Below are 18,184 nucleotides of genomic sequence, written 5' to 3' on the forward strand. Positions count from 1 at the left end.
GTCTTTTTTCCGTCAGACCCGGTCGACTCACTCGTCACGGCCGCCGATCGGCCCGTACCGACGGACGAGTTCGTCGACGGCCTCCCGCGCGTCGGTGGCAGCCGCCGAGTCGACGCCCGACCCGTAGGTCGCCCGTTCGCGAGCGAGAGCGACGTCGTACACGCGGTCGTCGAGCGCCGTCTCATGGTCGAGCGCCGCGAGATAGGCGCGCGGCGATTCGGCCGGTCGTCTGGGCCGATACCGGCGGCCGAGCAGGATCTCGAGGCGTCGGAATGCACGCTCGGCGTCCGTCGCCGGATCACCGCTCGGTCGCTGCCAGTAGAGCCTGACCGTCCGTACCAGCGCCCGATCGACGCCCGTCCGGTGGGCGGCGGCCGCCAGTCCGACCGCGATCAGCCCGCCGAACGCGAGTTGGTCACGAGAGGGAAGCGGAATCGAGCCGCCGGTATCGCCGTCAGATCCGCCGCCTCCGGTCGTCGCCCCGGTGTCGGACGAGTTAGTGTCGGGCGCTGACGGGGGCGACTCGTTGGTCGGGTCCTGCTCCGGATCTTGCTGGTCCGGGTCGTCCGATCCAGGGTCTTGCTCAGCCGGGTCGTCCGGTTCGCTCTCGTCGGTGTCGACGGCGGGGTTCCCGTTCTGACGCGCCTGGTCGACCCGGTCCTGATGGACGGCGTCGCGCTCGCCGGCCGGCGTCGGTTCGAACGGAACCCAGCCGATGTCCGGGAAGTATACTTCGGGCCAGGCGTGGGCGTCGGTGCCGCGGACGACCCACGAGTCCGACCCGGTCTGCTGTCCTTCGGTGTAGCCCGTCGCGTAGCGGGCGGGAATACCCTCCTCCCGGAGCATCATGACCATCGTCGTGGCGAAATGGACACAGTAGCCTTCGTCCATTTCGAGGAGGAACGACGAGGCCACGTCGCCGTCGGGGCGGCCGACGGAGAGCGAGTACGACTTCGAGTTGCGAAGGTGGGATTCGATCAGTTGTGCTTTCTCGAACGGCGTCTCCGCCCCTTCGACGACAGCGTCGACACGATTCGAGAACACGCCGGACTGACTGTCCGGCTGTTGTCCGTACCGTCGTTCGACCGAAGCCGGATAGTCAGTGCCAGCGCGGGCTAGCGAGCGCGACGATGGGTCCACGATCGCGCTCTCGACCGTGTACCGATCGCCCTCCCGCAGGGTGACCGATGGGTACAGTTGCCCCTGGTCGCTCACCTCCGTGTAGGCCGCCATATCGCCCTCGACAGAGAGGGGTGCGCCAGCCGTGGGCATCACCTCTACCGGACTCTCGACGGTCACCGTCTGCGTGATGCGAGACGTCCTGCTCGCCGGTGGTGGGTCGAGCGGTTCGTCGTACGGACGCAACTCGCCGGTCCGAACCCACTCGTCGCCGGTGAACCGATCGTAGATGCCCGTCCGCCAGTAGGACGGAGCCTCACTCTCGATCGTAAACCGAACCTCGGGGGAGAGTTCGACGCTCCCGCCGATCGCCGACCGATCCGGCGACCCGGCGATGCTCCCTTCGAGGGTTCCGGCACCGGTTCCGTGAATGAGACTCGAATCGCTCGATCCGCCGGGCACGAATGGGACGAACAGCGAGCAGACGATCATCGTCACCAGCACGACCGTCAACACGTCGACCGACTCGAAGCCGGCATCGCGTCGAGCGAGTTCGCCGAACGCGACGACGCCGGTGCCGGCGACGGCACCGACGAGCGTGGTGGTCGGCGTCGCGTCCCCGGTGAGTACCAGAAACACGAGGGCCAGGCCAGCCGGCACGACCGCCGCCCCGTACTGCCCTCGGAGCGCGAGATACCAGGTGAGGAAGGCCGGGGCAGGGGCGTACGCGATCGCCATCGTCTGGGCCTCCATGACTCGCATCAGTTCCATCCCACCCGCCAGCGTCAGGAAATCAGCGAGGAGGGAGTCTAACATCGACACCAGCATCCCGGGGTCGATGCCAGCTGCACTGAAGTAGAGCAAGAGGCCACCGACGGCTGCGACGCCTCCGATCGGGACGGCCACCCGTTCGGAGAGGAGCGGCGCCGCGACCAGCCCAGCACCGAGCGCGACGAGGACGATCGTCGTGAGTTGCTCCGTCCCGCCGACGATCGCCGTGAGTTCCCGGAGGACCGTCACGTACGCCCCGATCAGGACGAGCGCACAGCCGAGTGCGAGGAGGCGAAACAGTGACGATCCCGCGAGCCAGTCGGCTTGGATCCGGTCGACAGCCCCAGTCAGGCGGGTCGTCTCACCCGGGCCGGTCGCTGTACTCATGCTGTCCCTCCGGTCGCCAGCTGGGCCTCACTCGGCGAATTCGTTCCGGAGATCGCATCACCAGACCCGGTGTCGGGTGGACTCGTCTCGTACGCACACAGGTCTGCGAAGGAGACGGATCGCCCCGAAAGAGACAGGACGACGCCGTCGGCCGCGGCGTCGACGACGATATCGGCGTCCTCGCGATGGTCCGGTGCGACGGAACCCGCCTCGAGTTCGGCCAGCGCCAGAAAGGCCTCCTCGCGCGTCGCCGGCGTGGCCTCGACTCGCCGGTCGCCGGGGAGCCACAGGACGACGCCGACGTCCATCTCGAACAGGTGGTCGGCGAGCGTCGCCAGCGCCGCAGCGAGGTCGTCGGCATCGCCTTCAGCGACGGTGCCCGCCATGGTGAGTCGGTCGAGACCGTCGTCCGCGACGAACTCCTTGACGACCAGATCCCCGTCGGGTCGTTTGGCCGCCGACTTCCAGTGGACGTCGCGCAAAGAGTCACCACGTTCGTACTCGCGGAGGTGTTCGAAGACCGCCCGGTCGAACTCGGTCGCGTCCGAGACGTAGCCTTCCAACTGGGCTCTGGCGTCCGGCCGCAGTTCGTAGACGGGTGGATAGACGACGACCGGTTCGGTCTCGTCGTATCGATACCGGCGGGTCACCAGCCCGAACGGATCCTGGACGGTCACGGTGAGCGGACCGACCGATCGAACGCCACGCGATCGGAGCGAGAGGTCGTACGAGAGGTCGGTCGTTCCGGAGAGGACGCGCTCCAGCCGGTTCCCATCGGCCTCGAGGCCTCTTCCGAGCTCGTCGGTCACGGTCACGACGGTGCCGCGACGAGCCGTGAGTTCGAACGAGACCCGACGCCGCTCCCCGACGTAGCCGGGTGCGACGGGACGACGGCGAAGCGACGGCCGGGAACTGACGCCGACGATGACGATCGCCGCGACGCCAGCGACGACCAGCGGCGCGATGACGGCGTTTAGCGCCTCGCGACCACCGTTGACAGCGACGAAGCCGCCAGCAGCGATCGCCACGAGCACCGTCGCGCCTCGCAGTGTCGGTCTCATTCGACTGGCACGGTCGAGAGCGCGTCGGCGACGAGTTCGGCACCGGGCGTGTCACGGTGACCTCCAGCGCCGGTGGCGATCCGGTGGGCGAGCGTCTCCGGTGCGACCGCCTGCACGTCCTCCGGGGTGACGTAGCCGCGGCCCTCCGCGACGGCGTGGGCCATCGCGGCGCGAACGAGCGCGATCGTCCCCCGCGGGCTGACCCCGATCTCGGCGTGGTCTCTGGTGTAGGCGGCGAGTCGCGCGGCGTACTCGCGAATCGGTTCCCGAACCGTCGTCTCCGCAACCGTCTCGCGCGCCCGGAGGACGTCACGCCGGTCTGCGACCGGTTCCAGTTCCTCGATCGGGTGGTGGGCCGCCGCTCGATCGAGCAGCGCTGTCTCCTCCTCGGGGTCGGGATATCCGAGCGAGAGTTTCGTCATGAACCGGTCGAGTTCGGCGAGCGGGAGTTCGTAGGTCTGGTTGGGTTCGACGGCGTTCTGGGTCGCGATGACCGTAAACGGCGTCGGGAGCGGCCGGGTCTCGCCGTCGACGGTCACCTGTGACTCCTCCATCGCCTCGAGCAACGCGCTCTGGGCCTTCGGCGGGGCCCGGTTGATCTCGTCGGCGAGGACGACGTTGCCGAAGACGGGGCCCGGCTGGAACTCGAAGTCACGCGTCTGCTGGTTGAACACGTTCACACCGGTGATGTCGGAGGGCAGCAGGTCCGGCGTGAATTGTACGCGAGAGAATTCACAGTCGATCGACCGGGCGATAGCCCGCGTCAGCATGGTCTTTCCGACGCCAGGGACGTCCTCGATCAGGATGTGTCCGCGGGCCAGCATCGTGGTGACGACGGAACGGATGACGCCTTCGTTCCCGACGATGACCTCGGCGACGTTTCGTTCGACGGCCGCACACAGGCTCGCGGCGTCATCGACGGGGAGGGCGTCGATCGATCCGGGGCCATGTGTGGGTTCCTCTTCCTCGAGTCCGGTGCTATCAATTCCAGTCATGATGGTCTCGGTGGGCGGCAGGCGCGGATTCGTTACTAACGAGTGGGTTCCGGTACAAAATAGGCTTTGTGTTCCCTCAATATAACGTGCACGCCGAACACACCTATCACGGCCGGCGTGGTCGAGAGCGTGAGTGAGGACGTGGATTGGTGAAAACGTGTCTCCGCAGGTCAATCTGGGATCGACGGCCGCACCGCTCGTCGGACGTGACGATCGGAAACTATCCGCCGTCTCCACCTTACAGGCGTTCGACGTTCTGTGCGCGCGGGCCTTTGTCGGCCTCGACGATCTCGAACTCCAGTTCTTGCCCCTCCTCTAGGTCGGGACCGCCGATATCCTCCATGTGGAAGAACACGTCCTCGTCGGCGTCGTCAGTTTCGATGAATCCGTAACCGCCCGTATCGTTGAAGAACGCAACCGTACCTTTCGCCATTGCACGTTGACAATGGCGTGTTGACAGCTTAAAGGTTCTGGAGGACGGTACCGAGACACACAGTCACGTGCCCAGGATCGTCGGTTCAGTGGATGTGCAGACGGAATAGTGCCATCACCCGACGTCGACAAGCTGGCCAGACGTCGATACGAGAGTCGTTGGGTCGGGAGCTACCACTCGATACACGACGGACAGACGTAACCCCGATCCGTTCGCCAGCGACGGTCGGTCGAATCACCGCAGGCAGCACACGGGCCCGGCGATCCCGCGGCGAACGTCGTGACTGGTTCCCGTTCGTCCGACTGCGCGTCGCCACTCGGCTGTGCGTTCGTGTCTGTCTCGGATTCGTCGGCCGGGGAATCGTCGGCCCCCCGTCGCTCGTCGTCTGCCTGTCGCTCGTCGTCCCCCGACTCGTCGCTCCGCGCACCGTCGGTGGCAGCGCCCTGGTCGGCTTCGACGGGCGAGTCGCTCGGAGCGACGTCACTCCCGTCTGCGGTCGTCTCGGAAGACTCCGCGCCCGTATCGGCGGACTCTGCGAACTCGTCGAGCGTCGACCGTTTCACGGGAGTGCACACGAGCGCGTAGACCGTAAGTCGAACGGCTTCGCCCGCGAACCCGGCACGACAACCGATATCACCAAATAGCGCCAGGCAAAATCCGCTCCTATGTCGGACGTTCCGCCACCCACGAACGTCGGCGAACAGCTGTCGAAACTCGTCGAACTCTTCGGCGACATCGCCACCGGAGAGTTGCTGGCACCGCTGCTCTTCCTCGTCGGCGCGCTCCTCGTCGGCGGTTCCATGGCGTTCGTCGGCTACCTCGCCGCGGGGGCCGCCGTCGACGCCGTGACACCCAGTTGAGTACGAAGCTGTTCTCAGTTCGGTGACGCCGCCGACAGCGCCGTCGCCGCCCGCTCGATCGCGGCGCCGATATCCGGACCGAGCGGCGATCCGACGACGATGCCGTCGACGTGTTCGAGGATGACACGGTACCGGTCGGTGACCGTCTCGACGGTTCCCGCGACGCAGAAGGCATCGATCATCCCCGGTGTGACGTGTTCGAACGCGTCGGTGAGCGCCCCGCGTTCGAGCGCGTCGCTCACGGCGGCCGCTGCCTCGTGATCGATATCGTGGCGATCGAGGACCGGCTCCGCGGCACCGCCGGCGATGAACGCGACCGGTGGTCTGGCGGCTTCCCGCGCGGCCGCCTCGGTCTCCGCGACGCTCGTACTCGCGAACGCGAGCGTGCGAAGCGGGTCGCGATCGGCCGCGCGTTTCTCGCGTCCGCGGTCGAGCTGGTCGCTCGCCCAGGCGAGGTCGCGCGGGTGGGCGGCGTTGATCAACACGCCGTCGCCGTGGGCGGCGCTCATCCCGAGCATCCCAGGTCCCTGCGCGCCGACGAAGACGGGGACGTCGACAGGGTCGACGTTGAGCGACGCGTCCTCGACGGTGACCGCGCCATCGTGGGTGACCGTCTCGCCGGCCCAGAGGTCCCGAGCCACCTGCATCGTCTCGAGGACGCGTCGCAGGGGCCTGTCGCGGTCGATTCCGAGGGCAGCGAGCGTCGACCGGTCACCCGCGCCCAGGCCACAGACCGCCCGGCCGCCGCTCACCTCGTCGAGCGTTGCCACGGCGGACGCAAGCGTGGCCGGATGAGTCTCGTAGGGGTTGACGACGCCGGGCCCGAGGGCGATCTCGTCGGTCGCGTCGGCCATCCGGGAGAGGGTGATCCACGGGTCCCGATTGAAGTAGTGCGAGCTGGTGAACGCGGCGTCGAATCCGGCATCTTCCGCCCGTTTGGCCAGCGAAGCGAGCCGATCGACCGGATGCTCGGGCGTAAGTTCGATCCCCCACGAGATGTCGGCAGGATCGACGGACCCGAGCGTCGACGCACCGGACGACGAACCCCCGTCTTCGGCGGAGCCGGAGGAGTCTTCAGTCATTCGTACGACCACTCCCGGAGCGCCTGTCGCACCTGATCCTTCTCGACCGAGCGGAAGAGGGAGGCGCCACCGGCGTGATCGCCAAAGTCGAAGTCGCGCACGACCACCGCAGGGGTGCCGTCGTCGCCCTCGCCGGTGACGAGGTTGGCCGCCGAGGCGAGTTCGTCGACGATGGCCTGGACGGTGACGCCGAGTTCGCGCCCGTCGCGATCCGTCTCGCCGCGCCAGTCCCGACTGGCCGGCATGCCCGCCCAGCCGAGGGCGACGCCGCGCTGGCCGTGGCGGAACGGCCGGCCGCAGGTGTCGGTGACGACGACGCCGACTTCGTCGATGCCGTCGGGGACGTCCCCGTCGCTGCCCGCAGTTTCGATTCGGTCGGCCGCTTCGGCGTCGAGTCCGTCGGCGCGTTCGAGCAAGCCGGCCCGGAGCCCCGCGGCGCGGTCGGCCGGTCGCTTCGGGAGCAAGAGCAGATCGTGTTCCGGGACGTTCGAGCGGTCGATCCCCGCGTTGACGCAGGTGTGCCCGAAGCACGTCTCCGTGAGCATGAACGGGGTCTCGACGATGATCTCGGTACTCTCTTCGAGGACGGCCTGGGCAAATCGCGGATCCTTCGCCTCGCCCGTCAGCGCCTCGAACCGCTCGGCGAGTTCGACGGCCCGCGGTCCCGCCGGAAAGTCTGCGAGGTCCGCCGTCCGGCCCTGTGCCTTCGAGACGACCGTACTCGCGACGGTGACCACGTCGCCCGGCTCGATCGCGGCGCGCTCGGCGATCATCGCGGCGAGGTCGTCCCCCGGTTCGATTTCGGGCAGGTCCGGGACCGGGTGTAGTTCCATGCCCGATTCGAGGGCCAGCCGCGTAAAAAGCCCACCGTCACCGGCGATGGCGGCCGGTCGCACGCGAGTTGCGTGTCGGGGACAGCTGTCGTGACCCAGCACAACAGTTAAGCGCTCGCTGCACACACGTGTATGCATGGGCGAAACGGAGTACCGGAACGTCAGGCTTACCGCAGACGCCTACCAGCGGCTCAAAGATCGGAAACAGCCTGGCGAGTCGTTCTCGGATACGGTCGAGCGCATCGCCGGCGAACGGTCACTCCTCGAGCTGGCGGGCCTCGTCTCGGACGAGGAAGCGGCGGAGATGCGAGACGCCATTCGAACACGAGAGGAACGCTCACGGGACCAACTCGATCGCTACGTCGAGGAACTCGACTCGTGATCGTCGATACGAACATCCTCATTCGAATTCTACAGAACGACCAGCAGGCGATCGCGAAAGTCGCCGACATCGAAGCACAGGTCGGGCAGGTGCGGCTCTCGGCCATGTCGGAGTTCGAACTGTATCACAGCATCGAACGAGTCGACAACGCGACGGAACGCCGTCAGGCAATCGAGGCTGTGCTCGACACGAAAACGACGTACCCGGCCGATTCGACCGTCATGAAAAAAGCCGGTCGAATCGATGGACAGCTGACGGCCGCCGGCCGCGAGATCGGACTGGCTGATACGGTGATCGCCGCGACCGCACTGGTGCACGAGGAACCGCTCCTCACGGAGAACGTACGCCATTTCGATCGAATCGATGAATTACGTGTCGAATCCTACTGAGGAGTACGACCCGACGCCCCCAGACCGAATATGACTACAGCGCGAGACACAGCCGACGCGACGAACGACGAACCGGACCACGTCGTCACGGCGTTCCTCCGGAATCGCGGGGAGATCCTCGTCTGCAAACGGAGCGACGCCGTGGGAACCTACCCCGGCGCCTGGGGCGGCGTCTCCGGGTTCGCCGAGGACGAGCCGGACGAGCAGGTGTGGCGCGAAATCGACGAGGAGACTGGACTGACCGCCGACGAGATGTCACTGGTCCGCGCCGGGCGACCGGTGTCGGTCTCGGATCCAGAGATCGATCGCGAGTGGGTCGTCCACCCGTACCTCTTCGACGCAGCGTCGCGCGAGATCGACCTGAGCGAGGAACACACCGAGGCGGCGTGGATCCCGCCGACGGCGCTCGCGGGCGACGACGCGGCGGGCGCGTCAGGAACGACCGAGCGCGAGACCGTGCCGAAGCTCTGGGCGACCTACGAACGAGTCGCACCGACGGTTCGCTCGATCGCGGCGGACGACGACCACGGGGCCGCCTGGCTCTCCATCCGCGCGATGGAAGTGCTCAGGGACCGGGCCGGTCTCCTGCTCAGAGAGCGGGCAGCGACTGCGGACGCCGAACCTGACTCGGAATCGGCTGTGGACCCGGACGGCGAATGGGACGAACTCGCGGCGGTGGGCAACCGACTGCTCGAAAGTCGCCCCAGCATGGCCGTCCTCCGTAACCGCGTCAACCAGGTGATGGCCGAAGCGTCGACTGATGGCGAAGCCAGTGCGGAAACTGACACGCCAGACGCGGGTTCGGTACTCGAAGCCGCCGTCGACGGGATCGAACGAGCGGTCGCCGCGGATGCAGACGCGGCCGGCCGCGCGACCGAGGTTGTGACTGGGCGACTCCTGACACTCTCGTGGTCCGGAACCGTCCACGACGCTATCCTCGCGGGCGAACCCGATCGGGTCTTCGTCGCGGCGTCCCAACCCGGGAGGGAAGGTGTCGCGACGGCAGAGACGCTGGCGGACGCAACCGCCGTCACGCTCTGTCCCGACGCCGCGGTGGCGCACGTCCTCGCCGAGGAAGGGATCGACGCCGTCCTCGTCGGTGCCGACACGATCCTCCCGGACGGCCGCGTGGTGAACAAGACGGGAACGCGCGCCGCCACGCTCGCCGCCGCCCGCGAGGACGTTCCAGTCTACGCCGTCGCCGCGAGCGACAAGATCTCGACGCGTGAGACGGTCAACCTGGAGTCCGGCGATCGGACGGACGTCTACGACGGCGACGCACGGATCGACGTGACGAATCCCACGTTCGACGTGACACCCGCCGACTGCGTCACCGGCATCGTCACCGACCGGGGCATCCTCGAACCGGCCGACACCGAGCGTATCGCGGCCGAATTCCGCGAGAACGAAACCTGGAGCTGACGACTCTCGGTCTCGGACCGATCGCGTCATCCCTCCTGGGGCGGAAGCGACACACCGAAACCGGTCGGCCGCGAACGGGCCCACGGGCGGCCGTGACGAGCAGTTACCCCCACCGAGCCCCGTGTGACGAGGGATTTTCCCGAGCCGCCCGTTCCCAGACCCGCGAGCGACGGCCGTCTTCGCAGCCGGCTCCGGGCGAGCTAACGGTGGGCAACCTTACGACCGAGCGCGCGACACCTCGGCCCGGAGCGCCCGGTGTTTGACCAGGGCGAAACCGACGAGGATGACCCCGAAGCCGACGATCGTCCGGAACGTGACCGCTTCGTCGAGCAGTAGCCATCCACCGATCGCCGCGGCGACCGGCGCCGCGTACCCGACGAGGTTGACCTCGACGGGGCCGACCCGGTCCAGCAGTGCGAAGTAAATCAGGTAGCCGACGCCGGCCGCGACCACGGCGAGGTAGGCGAGACCGACGAGCGCCGACTGGGTCCAGACGGCAGCGGAAAAATCCTGACCGGGAATGGCGACCGCGACGACGTGTAGAATCGCCGCGCCGACGAGCATCATCCAGGCCTGCATGCTCTGGACGGGCAGCGTCGTCCGTGTGCGACGCGTGAGGACGGCCCCCAGGGCGAACGCGGCGGCTGCGAGAAAGACCAGGAAGCCGCCGACGCTGCGCGCCGCCGTAAGCGAGCCCGGATCGGGGTCGGCGACGACGATCGCCCCGACGAGCCCGACGACGAGTCCCGCTGCACCGAGGCGAGAGATGGCTTCCTCGGGGAGAGCGAGACGAGCGAACGCCGCGGCGAGAATCGGGTCGAGACTGACGATGACGGCCGCGACTGCGCTGGTCACGTACTGCTGGCCGGCGAAGAGGAACGCGTGATGCGCGGCGACGAACAGCAACCCGCCGAGTCCGACGTTGAGCCAGTCCGCGCGTGAGTTCGGGACCCAGTGGCGGGTCGACCACGCCGCATACCCGAGCAGGAGTAGTCCCGCCACGTCGAAGCGCAGCGCCGCCAGGAGAACCGGCGGCACGTCGGCGACCGCCGCTCTCGTCGCGACGAACGAGAGTCCCCACAGCGTCGCGAGGAGGACGAAGAGTCCGGCCGTGGCGTAGCGATCGCGGGACACGATTTCGAGTCACGCCGAATTATCAAAAATATTACCATCGTGTTGAGACGCCTCACCATACCACAGTCGAGGCGACGTGCGACCACAGTTGGAACGACGTGTGACCACAGTCGAGACGGCGTGCGACCGCAGCCCGGACAGCCCATGAGACGGCACACGGGTCACCAGAGGTCGGACCGTTCGACAGCGCCGGTCCACCCACAGTTACGTACTCAGGAAACGGAGGCGGGCACATGCACGCCGTCCTGACCGGCGACGCCGATCTCGCTCGTGAGTCACCGACGGAGTCCGTCTCGTATTTCGTCGACCAGGTCGATGGAACGCGATCGGAACCGCTCCCCGGAACCACCGCAGTCGTCGCCTGCTGGGGCGACACCGCTGCAGTCGAACGAGACCCCACACGGGCCGCCGTCAGCGTTGACGGCACCCGGGCGACACCGGACGCCGAGGGCCACCACTGGGGGACCGTCTGTCCGACCGACGAGGCCTACCGCGGGCAGTTGCTCGACCGAATCGCGACCGTAGGCGCGAACGGCGATGTCCGCCTGACGACGGTCGGCTTCCCCGGACACGAGTTCTGCCACTGCGAGCGCTGTGACGACCAGTTCGCGGCAAGCGACCATCACGATCGGGCGGGCTGGCGAGCGAGCGTACTCACGGACTTCGTCGCCGATACCGCCGACCGGGTCGGCGGTGACCTGTCCGTCACGCTGTACCCGGATCCCTACCCCGGGGCGAGCCGTGCACGGACCGGGCTCGACCCCGCGGCGCTCGAACCCCACGTCGACGAATTCGTCGTACCGCTCTGTGGAAACTACGAGACACCGTACTGGGTCGAAACGCTGGCCCGCGGGTTCGGCACGGAGCTAAGCGGGCTGGACACCAGCATCTCTGTCCAGCTTTCCGTCGACGGGACCGACGTCGACCGACTTCACGACGTAACGCGGATGGTCGAGCCCCACTGCGATCGAATCGTCTACGGAACGTTCCCCGAGGACGTCGACACCGTGGAAGCCGTGCTGGACAGACAACGTGCGAACGATGCGGTGGTACAGGCGTACGGACGGATGAGGGCGAGGAACCCGTAACGAGGTGGACCGGATCGAAACGATCACGGCGACTGACTGTGCACTCGGATTCGTGTCTGTCTACGACGCGATCCTGTTCGACAACGACGGGGTGCTCGTCGACCCCCCGGGAATCGAAACCAAAACCGCGGCGACGAAGGCGGCGTTCGCCGCGGTCGGCGTGACGGAGCCGGATCCGGCCGACGTCGACGCGATCCTCTCGGGACCAACCGAGGCCGAACTCGAGGCCTGCTGTGCCCGCTACGGCCTCGACCCGGAATCGTTCTGGCGGGCTCGGGAACGCCACGACGAAGACTCGCAACTCGAGGCGTTTCGCGCCGGGGAACGATCGGTGTACGACGATATTGGCGCTCTTCGGGACGTACGGCGCCCGCGCGGCGTCGTCAGCAACAACCACCACTCGACGATCGAATTCGTCCTCTCGCACTTCGAGCTGGAACCGCTGTTCGACTGTTACTACGGTCGCCCGATGACGATCGAGAGTCTCTCGCGGAAGAAACCGAATCCACATTACGTCGAACGCGCCGTGGCTGACCTCGGGGTGACGTCCGCGCTGTACGTCGGTGACAGCGAGAGCGACGTGGTCGCCGCCGATCGTGCCGGCCTGGACTCGGCGTTCGTCCGCCGATCACACAACCGACGCGCGGCGCTCTCCGTCGAGCCCGACTACGAGATCGAGTCGCTCCGGGCCGTGCCCGCCATCGTCTCTGGGTCGTGATCGTCGGCGTGGCGAATCATCTTCGACGCCGACGCCGCGGATGGCGGCGAAATCGGTCGGGAGTAGCAGACTATTGCAATCTCGAGCGAGAAACGAGGGGCCCGGCGAGCGGTGTGGCAGTTAGCGGTTCGATGTAGTGGGGTACTGAGTAGTGGGCTGCGCCTACGGCGGTTCGCCCGTCGCGTCTAGAGCCCGATGTTCAGTGCATAGGGCCAGGTCGCAGAGGCGACAGCGAGGAAGGCCAGCGCCGCACCGGCGCCGTAGACGTTCTTGAGGAAGGCCGTCATCTCGTTCTGGGCCTCCTCACCCTCCATGCGCCAGAAGTCGTGCATCGTCACGGCGGCGACGAGCAAGAACGCGGCGAGTGCGCCGGCACCGAGCGTCGGGAAGACACCCGCGATGAGCGAGAGGCCGCCGAGGACGAGCAGGGCGCCGCTGCCGAGCACCGAGAGTTTCGGCGCCGGGAGGCCCTTGAATTCGGCGTAGCCGGCCATTCCTTCGACATCCATGAAGTGGTTCAGGCCCATGAACGCGAGCGTCCCGCCGAAGAGGACACGAGCGAGGAGGAAGGCGACCTCCATCGGTGTGGATTCGAACATCAGTCGGCCACCTCCAGCGTGGGCGTGCTGGTTCCGTCATGGGCAGCCGATCGAGACAGGTCGAGACGATCCGCCGAGTGCGACGGACGCGTCGTGGGAACGGTCATGCAACTACTGAGAGGGGCCACGAGAGTATATACGTTCTCGGACATTTGTGAAATGAAGTAACACCGGTGTAACCGCAGGATCGACTGGAGCGATTACCGCGGGACGGGGCACCACCACCGGACGAACCGAGAAGAACGGAGGACGACCCGGGAGGAACGAAGCGCTAGAAGAATTTGAACAGGTCGTCGCGTGCCGCCTCGTGAAGGTGCGTCCGGACGGCCTCGGTGAGCGGATCGATCGACCCGCGTTTGGCACAGATGGGCGCGATCGTGTCCTGCCACTGTTTCCAGGGCGGGTGCAGGCCGAGTCGGTCGCAGAGGTCGTCGAGGCGCTCGTCGCGGTCGTCGACCTTGTCCATCTTGTTGACGGCGACGACGGTCGGAATCCCGAGGTCCCGGAGGAAGTGAAACATCTCGACGTCGTAGGGGATCGAGTCCGGCCCGGAGTGACGGTCGATGATGTCGATCACGCTCTTGCCGTCGACGACGAGCACGCCGACGAGAATGTGTTCGGCGTACTCCTCGACGTAGCGCACCACGTCGGTCTTGATCTGTTCGCGTCGCTCCTCCTCGACGCCGCTCATGAAGCCGAACCCGGGGAGGTCGGTGAGGACGAAGTCCTCCGCGGCCCAGTCGTAGTGATTGGGCTGGCGCGTCACGCCCGGTTTGCCGCCCGTTGCAACCGCGTGGCCGGTGAGTTCGCGCATGAGCGTCGACTTCCCGACGTTCGACCGCCCGACGAGAACGACCTCGGCGTCGCGATCCGGCCGACCTTCGAACATACCGGAAGACAGGCAGGGGCGAGGCATAAGTGACGCGACCGATCATCGACGCCGGTGGGCGGGCCGAACCGATCGGTTGGATGGCTGGTCCGGAACGGAACGCTCGTCATCCGGGTACCCCGGCTGGGGACCCCAACTTATGTGGGTCCCCTTCGTCTGTCCGGACGATCGTGCGACTCGTCCAGTTGACCGTGCCGACGGGCTCTCGCGAGGCCATCACTGGCGTCCTCGACGACCGTGAGATCGACTACGTCGTGACCGAGGAGACGAGCAGTCGACGCTACACCGCCGTGATCTACTTCCCGCTCCCGAAGGCGGCCGTCGAGCCGGTGCTCGACGAACTCGGCGAGCAGGGCGTTCCCGAGGACGCGTACACCGTCGTCCTCGAGGCCGAGACCGTCATATCGAGGCGGTTCGACCGACTCAAGGAGGCCTACGAGAGTGACGACGTCGACGAAGACCGCATCGCGCGCCAGGAGTTGCTGAGCGAGGCACAGTCCCTGACGCCGACGCGGTCGATCTACGTCGCGATGACGATCATCAGCGCCGTCGTCGCCACCGCCGGCCTCTTCCTCGACTCGCCGGCCGTCGTCGTCGGCTCGATGGTCATCGCGCCGCTTATCGGCCCCGCCCTCGGGGCCAGCGTCGGCTCGGTCCTGAACGACGAGACGCTCTTCCGGAAGAGTCTCGTGTACCAGGCGCTTGGCGTCGGCCTCGCGATCGCCGCTGCCACGTTCTTCGCGCTCCTCGTCAACGTAACCAACATCGTCCCATCCAGCCTCGAACTCACCGAAGTCGGGGAGATCAACGAGCGGCTCGCGCCGGACCTGCTCGCGCTGGCCATCGCGCTCGGCGCCGGCATCGCCGGGATGGTGAGTATCTCGACGGGGCTGGCGACGGCGCTGGTCGGCGTCATGATCGCCGCAGCCCTCATCCCGCCCGCCGCGGCCGCCGGCATCGCGATCGCCTGGGGCGAGCCAGCAGCGGCCCTTGGGGCGACGACGCTTGTCTTCGTGAACGTCCTCTCGGTCAACCTCGCCGGGCTCGTGACGCTGTGGTACGCCGGCTATCGGCCGGAGGGGCTGTGGAACCTGGGGCCAACCGAGAGCCGGGTCCGCCGTCGGGTGATCGGGCTCGTCGTCATCGTCGGAATCTTCGCGCTCTTCCTCGGCGGCATCACCTACGCTTCCTACCAGGTCTCGACGTTCGAACAGGATGCGAGGGAGGAGGTGGAGGCCGTCCTCGCCGAGGACGACGCCGCCCAGTTGTTAGACCTCAGCGTCGAACTCGACGAGAGCCTTCCCGTCCGCGAGCCCTCGAGGGTAATCGTCACCGTCGGCGCGCCACCTGGGGAGGTCGATCCGACGCTCGCCGCGGCGATTCGCGAACGCGTCGCCGAACAGGCGGCCAGCGACGTCTCCGTCCAGGTCCGCTACATCGCCATCGCCGAGGCCGATCCACCGGCGACAGGAGCAGACAACGAGACGAACGAGACGGCCGAATCCGTCGAACCGCCGGTTCCCAGAGCGCCGACGGGGCCGCCTCGGATCGGAGTGAGCGGTGCTCGCCCGGTCCTCGGTCCGGGCCGGTAGGCCTATACTCGTTCCCCGGCGAATCGGGACCGACGAGGCATACCCGTGCGTGAATCGATCGTCCAGTTGATACTGTTCGTCGCGATCGTCTCGGTGACCGCCGTCGCCGTGGGGACGATCGTCACACAGTCCGGCCACCTCGCGGATTCGATCGGTGGAGAGAGCGACCGGCGCGTCGCCTCGCTCGAGACGGACGTGGACATCGTCAACGACCCGGCGACGGACGCGTACGATCCCGACGCGGCCGGCGGCGACGGGGGTGTCGTCGTCTACGTCAAGAACGTCGGTGACGAGAGCCTAGAGCCCGCCTCGCTCGACGTGCTACTCGACGGCGAGTACCAGCCCGCGACGAACACGTCGGTTCCCAACGGCGATGGCTGGCGCCCCGGGACGACACTTCGCATGACGATTCCGGGCGACCCGGGTGCCGGTTCTCACCGCGTGCTCGTGCGGATTCACGACGCCGACGCGCGGCTCACGTTCGAACGTGCCTGAGTGACCCCCTAACCCCTGTCGATGTCCTGGCGGATGCCGAGACGGGTGTGTCGACCGCGACGGCTCACTCCACGACGACGTTCTCCCAATCGTGGTCGCCGTGAGCACCCTCCCGTTCGCGGGCGCTCTGGGCGACGCGGATGAACTCGGCGGACTCGCGTGCGTCCACGATGGTGTGGCCGCCCGCGTAGCTCAGTCCGGAGCGGATGCCGGCGGCGAACTCGGCCGCTACGTCGACCAGCGGACCCCTGTACTCCGTGAGCCCCTCGACGCCTTCGTCCGCGTCGGGGAGCTCGTCGGTGTCCGTCCGGGCCTCGTTCGCCGCGGTCGTCGCCATGCCGCGCGAGCGCTTGTACCGGGTGCCGTCGATCTCGACGGTCGCCGGCGGCGCTTCGGCGGTGCCGGCGAAGAGGCTCCCCATCATCACGGCGTCGGCCCCCGCGAGCAGCGCCTTCACGGCGTCGCCAGAACAGCGGATGCCCCCGTCGGCGATGGTCCGCACACCGTACTCGTCGGCTGCCTCGGCGCAGTCACTGACGGCGGTGAGCTGGGGAACGCCCGCACCGGCGACGCGACGTGTGGTGCAGTGCGAGCCGGGGCCGATCCCGACCTTGACGCAGTCGGCACCCGCCTCGGCCAGATCGGCGACGCCGGCGGGCGTCGCGACGTTACCGGCGATCAGGTCGACATCGGGGAACGCGTCGCGGATGGCGGCCACCGCGTCGAGACAGCGCTCCAGGTGTCCGTGTGCGACGTCGACCATCACACAGTCCACGCCGGCGTCGACGACCGCGTCCGTTCGCTCGATCGGGTCGCCGGCGATACCGACCGCGGCACCCACGGTGGCCTCGGCCGCGACCGCCTCGCGCACCTCGGCGGCCTGCTCCTCGATCGTCAGGAAGCGGTGGATCGTCCCCATGCCGCCGGCCTCGTCCATCGCGATCGCCGTCTCGGCCTCGGTGACGGTATCCATCGGCGCTGACAGGAGCGGCGTCGCGAGTTCGATCCCGTCGGTCAGGCGCGTCGAGAGGTCGACGTTCGAACGACTGTCCACGTCGGATCGCTGGGGGACCACCAGCACGTCGCCGTAGGACAGACCGGTCCGTAGCTCGTCCATACCGCCCCTAGTGACGGTGCTGAGCGGTAAAAGGGTGACGACGCCTATCGGCTAGCAGGATGGCTCCCGCCATCGGCCAGCGGTGGCAATACCTCGCCGACCACCCGATACAGCCCTTCCCTGACCACCGGTACGACAGCTCGCCCGATCAGCGTTGGTGACACCTGCCCCGATCACGGCCATCCCCGGAACGAATCCAATCTAACTTTCACTAATACAATTTAGAAGGAATTATTGTCGTGCTGGGTCGATGTCGACGTATGCCAGCACGACAATCCACGGACGAGACGGCGTCGCTTCGGAACTCACACACCGAGATGAGCGAGATTTTGATGCCGAACGACACGAACAACCTCGGCCGGGCGCTCGGCGGGTCCGTCCTCTCCTGGATGGACATCTGCGGTGCGATCGCCGCGCGGCGATTCTGTAATCGCCAGGTCGTCACTGCCTCCATGGACCACGTCGACTTCATCGCGCCGATCGATCTGGGGGACGTCGTGACGGTCTCGGCCTACGTCTTCGACACCGGTCGCACCAGCATGGACGTGATGGTCGACGTCCGCGCCGAACGCCCCGACGACGGCGAGCGGTGGGACGCGGCGACGTCGTTCTTCACGTTCGTCGCGCTCGACGCCGAGGAGAACCCCGCTGCAGTCCCATCCCTCCAGTGTGAGTCACCGGCCCAAGAGGAGCTTCGGGACGATGCGGTCGAGAAGCGACGAACACGTCGTCGGCGCCTCGCTGCGGCGGTCGACGAGTAAGAGAGAGAGAGAGAGAGAGAGAGAGAAAAACGGCAACGCGACGATCGAGGCAAGTCG

The 18,184-nt window shown here is 67.3% G+C and carries 20 protein-coding genes; 9 read left to right on the plus strand and 11 right to left on the minus strand.

Features of this window, described 5'->3' with window-relative positions:
- Positions 1–27: 27 nt before the first annotated feature.
- The 5 genes from HALRU_RS13175 to HALRU_RS13195 all read right to left on the minus strand — a co-directional run bounded on the left by HALRU_RS13175 (position 28) and on the right by HALRU_RS13195 (position 5,329).
- Positions 28–2,277 carry a transglutaminase TgpA family protein gene (locus HALRU_RS13175; RefSeq protein ID WP_015301882.1) on the minus strand — a complete coding sequence of 750 codons (2,250 nt, stop codon included), beginning with the start codon at positions 2,275–2,277 and terminating at the stop codon, positions 28–30.
- Positions 2,274–3,338 (minus strand): DUF58 domain-containing protein, encoded by a 1,065-nt coding sequence (locus tag HALRU_RS13180; RefSeq protein WP_015301883.1) that lies wholly within the window; start codon positions 3,336–3,338, stop codon positions 2,274–2,276. Before HALRU_RS13180 ends, HALRU_RS13175 begins: the two co-directional genes overlap by 4 nt.
- Positions 3,335–4,333, minus strand: coding sequence for an AAA family ATPase (locus tag HALRU_RS13185; protein WP_015301884.1), 999 nt, complete (start codon positions 4,331–4,333; stop codon positions 3,335–3,337). The genes HALRU_RS13180 and HALRU_RS13185 overlap by 4 nt, the downstream gene beginning before the upstream one ends.
- Before the next feature lie 238 nt (positions 4,334–4,571).
- Positions 4,572–4,766, minus strand: coding sequence for a cold-shock protein (locus tag HALRU_RS13190; protein WP_015301885.1), 195 nt, complete (start codon positions 4,764–4,766; stop codon positions 4,572–4,574).
- Between the two features lie 170 nt (positions 4,767–4,936).
- Positions 4,937–5,329, minus strand: a complete 393-nt coding sequence (locus HALRU_RS13195; RefSeq protein WP_015301886.1) for a DUF7573 domain-containing protein — start codon at positions 5,327–5,329, stop codon at positions 4,937–4,939.
- A 102-nt stretch (positions 5,330–5,431) separates the two neighbouring features.
- On the opposite strand from HALRU_RS13195, the gene HALRU_RS13200 reads away from it, so the two are divergent.
- Positions 5,432–5,626, plus strand: coding sequence for a hypothetical protein (locus tag HALRU_RS13200; protein ID WP_015301887.1), 195 nt, complete (start codon positions 5,432–5,434; stop codon positions 5,624–5,626).
- A 14-nt stretch (positions 5,627–5,640) separates the two neighbouring features.
- On the opposite strand, the gene HALRU_RS13205 is transcribed toward HALRU_RS13200, so the two are convergent.
- A complete protein-coding gene (locus HALRU_RS13205) occupies positions 5,641–6,708 on the minus strand; it encodes a 5,10-methylenetetrahydromethanopterin reductase (RefSeq protein ID WP_015301888.1) in 1,068 nt (355 codons plus the stop codon).
- Positions 6,705–7,541 (minus strand): coenzyme F420-0:L-glutamate ligase, encoded by an 837-nt coding sequence (locus HALRU_RS13210; RefSeq protein WP_015301889.1) that lies wholly within the window; start codon positions 7,539–7,541, stop codon positions 6,705–6,707. The genes HALRU_RS13205 and HALRU_RS13210 overlap by 4 nt, the downstream gene beginning before the upstream one ends.
- Before the next feature lie 136 nt (positions 7,542–7,677).
- On the opposite strand from HALRU_RS13210, the gene HALRU_RS13215 reads away from it, so the two are divergent.
- The 3 genes from HALRU_RS13215 to HALRU_RS13225 are packed head-to-tail and all read left to right on the plus strand — an operon-like array spanning position 7,678 to position 9,734.
- Entirely contained in the window at positions 7,678–7,923 is a 246-nt protein-coding gene (locus HALRU_RS13215) for an antitoxin VapB family protein (RefSeq protein WP_015301890.1), read from the plus strand.
- Positions 7,920–8,312: a PIN domain-containing protein gene (locus tag HALRU_RS13220; protein WP_015301891.1), complete on the plus strand. Its 393-nt coding sequence runs from the start codon at positions 7,920–7,922 to the stop codon at positions 8,310–8,312. The genes HALRU_RS13215 and HALRU_RS13220 overlap by 4 nt, the downstream gene beginning before the upstream one ends.
- 30 nt (positions 8,313–8,342) lie before the next feature.
- Positions 8,343–9,734 carry an NUDIX domain-containing protein gene (locus tag HALRU_RS13225; RefSeq protein ID WP_015301892.1) on the plus strand — a complete coding sequence of 464 codons (1,392 nt, stop codon included), beginning with the start codon at positions 8,343–8,345 and terminating at the stop codon, positions 9,732–9,734.
- Between the two features lie 216 nt (positions 9,735–9,950).
- Here HALRU_RS13225 and HALRU_RS13230 read toward each other — a convergent pair whose 3' ends face one another.
- Positions 9,951–10,868, minus strand: a complete 918-nt coding sequence (locus HALRU_RS13230) for a DMT family transporter (RefSeq protein ID WP_015301893.1) — start codon at positions 10,866–10,868, stop codon at positions 9,951–9,953.
- A 233-nt stretch (positions 10,869–11,101) separates the two neighbouring features.
- Between HALRU_RS13230 and HALRU_RS13235 the strand changes: the two genes are divergently transcribed.
- Both HALRU_RS13235 and HALRU_RS13240 read left to right on the plus strand, forming a co-directional pair.
- Complete coding sequence (locus HALRU_RS13235; RefSeq protein ID WP_015301894.1) at positions 11,102–11,956, plus strand: hypothetical protein; 855 nt, start codon at positions 11,102–11,104, stop codon at positions 11,954–11,956.
- Between the two features lie 4 nt (positions 11,957–11,960).
- Entirely contained in the window at positions 11,961–12,674 is a 714-nt protein-coding gene (locus HALRU_RS13240; protein ID WP_015301895.1) for an HAD family hydrolase, read from the plus strand.
- A 185-nt stretch (positions 12,675–12,859) separates the two neighbouring features.
- Here HALRU_RS13240 and HALRU_RS13245 read toward each other — a convergent pair whose 3' ends face one another.
- Positions 12,860–13,273 carry a DoxX family protein gene (locus HALRU_RS13245; RefSeq protein ID WP_015301896.1) on the minus strand — a complete coding sequence of 138 codons (414 nt, stop codon included), beginning with the start codon at positions 13,271–13,273 and terminating at the stop codon, positions 12,860–12,862.
- Between the two features lie 271 nt (positions 13,274–13,544).
- Positions 13,545–14,162 (minus strand): GTP-binding protein EngB, encoded by a 618-nt coding sequence (engB, locus tag HALRU_RS13250; protein ID WP_015301897.1) that lies wholly within the window; start codon positions 14,160–14,162, stop codon positions 13,545–13,547.
- 170 nt (positions 14,163–14,332) lie between these two features.
- Here engB and HALRU_RS13255 point away from each other — a divergent pair, with 170 nt between their 5' ends.
- On the plus strand, positions 14,333–15,754 hold the full coding sequence (locus HALRU_RS13255; RefSeq protein WP_015301898.1) for a TIGR00341 family protein: 1,422 nt from the start codon (positions 14,333–14,335) through the stop codon (positions 15,752–15,754).
- A 45-nt stretch (positions 15,755–15,799) separates the two neighbouring features.
- Positions 15,800–16,249, plus strand: coding sequence for a flagellar protein G (locus HALRU_RS13260; protein WP_015301899.1), 450 nt, complete (start codon positions 15,800–15,802; stop codon positions 16,247–16,249).
- A gap of 64 nt (positions 16,250–16,313) precedes the next feature.
- Here HALRU_RS13260 and HALRU_RS13265 read toward each other — a convergent pair whose 3' ends face one another.
- Positions 16,314–17,366: a guanosine monophosphate reductase gene (locus HALRU_RS13265; protein ID WP_015301900.1), complete on the minus strand. Its 1,053-nt coding sequence runs from the start codon at positions 17,364–17,366 to the stop codon at positions 16,314–16,316.
- Positions 17,367–17,626: 260 nt separating this feature from the next.
- Here HALRU_RS13265 and HALRU_RS13270 point away from each other — a divergent pair, with 260 nt between their 5' ends.
- Positions 17,627–18,127 carry an acyl-CoA thioesterase gene (locus HALRU_RS13270; RefSeq protein ID WP_015301901.1) on the plus strand — a complete coding sequence of 167 codons (501 nt, stop codon included), beginning with the start codon at positions 17,627–17,629 and terminating at the stop codon, positions 18,125–18,127.
- The last annotated feature ends 57 nt before the right edge of the window (positions 18,128–18,184 follow it).

The organism is Halovivax ruber XH-70 (assembly GCF_000328525.1).
GTDB classification, from domain to species: domain Archaea; phylum Halobacteriota; class Halobacteria; order Halobacteriales; family Natrialbaceae; genus Halovivax; species Halovivax ruber.

Excerpts from the sequence above, each read along its gene's own strand:
- HALRU_RS13175 (WP_015301882.1), bottom strand. The coding sequence starts at position 2,277 with ATGAGTACAGCGACCGGCCCGGGTGAGACGACCCGCCTGACTGGGGCT.
- HALRU_RS13180 (WP_015301883.1), bottom strand. The coding sequence starts at position 3,338 with ATGAGACCGACACTGCGAGGCGCGACGGTGCTCGTGGCGATCGCTGCT.
- HALRU_RS13185 (WP_015301884.1), bottom strand. The coding sequence starts at position 4,333 with ATGACTGGAATTGATAGCACCGGACTCGAGGAAGAGGAACCCACACAT.
- HALRU_RS13190 (WP_015301885.1), bottom strand. The coding sequence starts at position 4,766 with ATGGCGAAAGGTACGGTTGCGTTCTTCAACGATACGGGCGGTTACGGA.
- HALRU_RS13200 (WP_015301887.1), top strand. The coding sequence starts at position 5,432 with ATGTCGGACGTTCCGCCACCCACGAACGTCGGCGAACAGCTGTCGAAA.
- HALRU_RS13205 (WP_015301888.1), bottom strand. The coding sequence starts at position 6,708 with ATGACTGAAGACTCCTCCGGCTCCGCCGAAGACGGGGGTTCGTCGTCC.
- HALRU_RS13210 (WP_015301889.1), bottom strand. The coding sequence starts at position 7,541 with ATGGAACTACACCCGGTCCCGGACCTGCCCGAAATCGAACCGGGGGAC.
- HALRU_RS13215 (WP_015301890.1), top strand. The coding sequence starts at position 7,678 with ATGGGCGAAACGGAGTACCGGAACGTCAGGCTTACCGCAGACGCCTAC.
- HALRU_RS13225 (WP_015301892.1), top strand. The coding sequence starts at position 8,343 with ATGACTACAGCGCGAGACACAGCCGACGCGACGAACGACGAACCGGAC.
- HALRU_RS13235 (WP_015301894.1), top strand. The coding sequence starts at position 11,102 with ATGCACGCCGTCCTGACCGGCGACGCCGATCTCGCTCGTGAGTCACCG.
- HALRU_RS13245 (WP_015301896.1), bottom strand. The coding sequence starts at position 13,273 with ATGTTCGAATCCACACCGATGGAGGTCGCCTTCCTCCTCGCTCGTGTC.
- engB (WP_015301897.1), bottom strand. The coding sequence starts at position 14,162 with ATGTTCGAAGGTCGGCCGGATCGCGACGCCGAGGTCGTTCTCGTCGGG.
- HALRU_RS13265 (WP_015301900.1), bottom strand. The coding sequence starts at position 17,366 with ATGGACGAGCTACGGACCGGTCTGTCCTACGGCGACGTGCTGGTGGTC.
- HALRU_RS13270 (WP_015301901.1), top strand. The coding sequence starts at position 17,627 with ATGCCAGCACGACAATCCACGGACGAGACGGCGTCGCTTCGGAACTCA.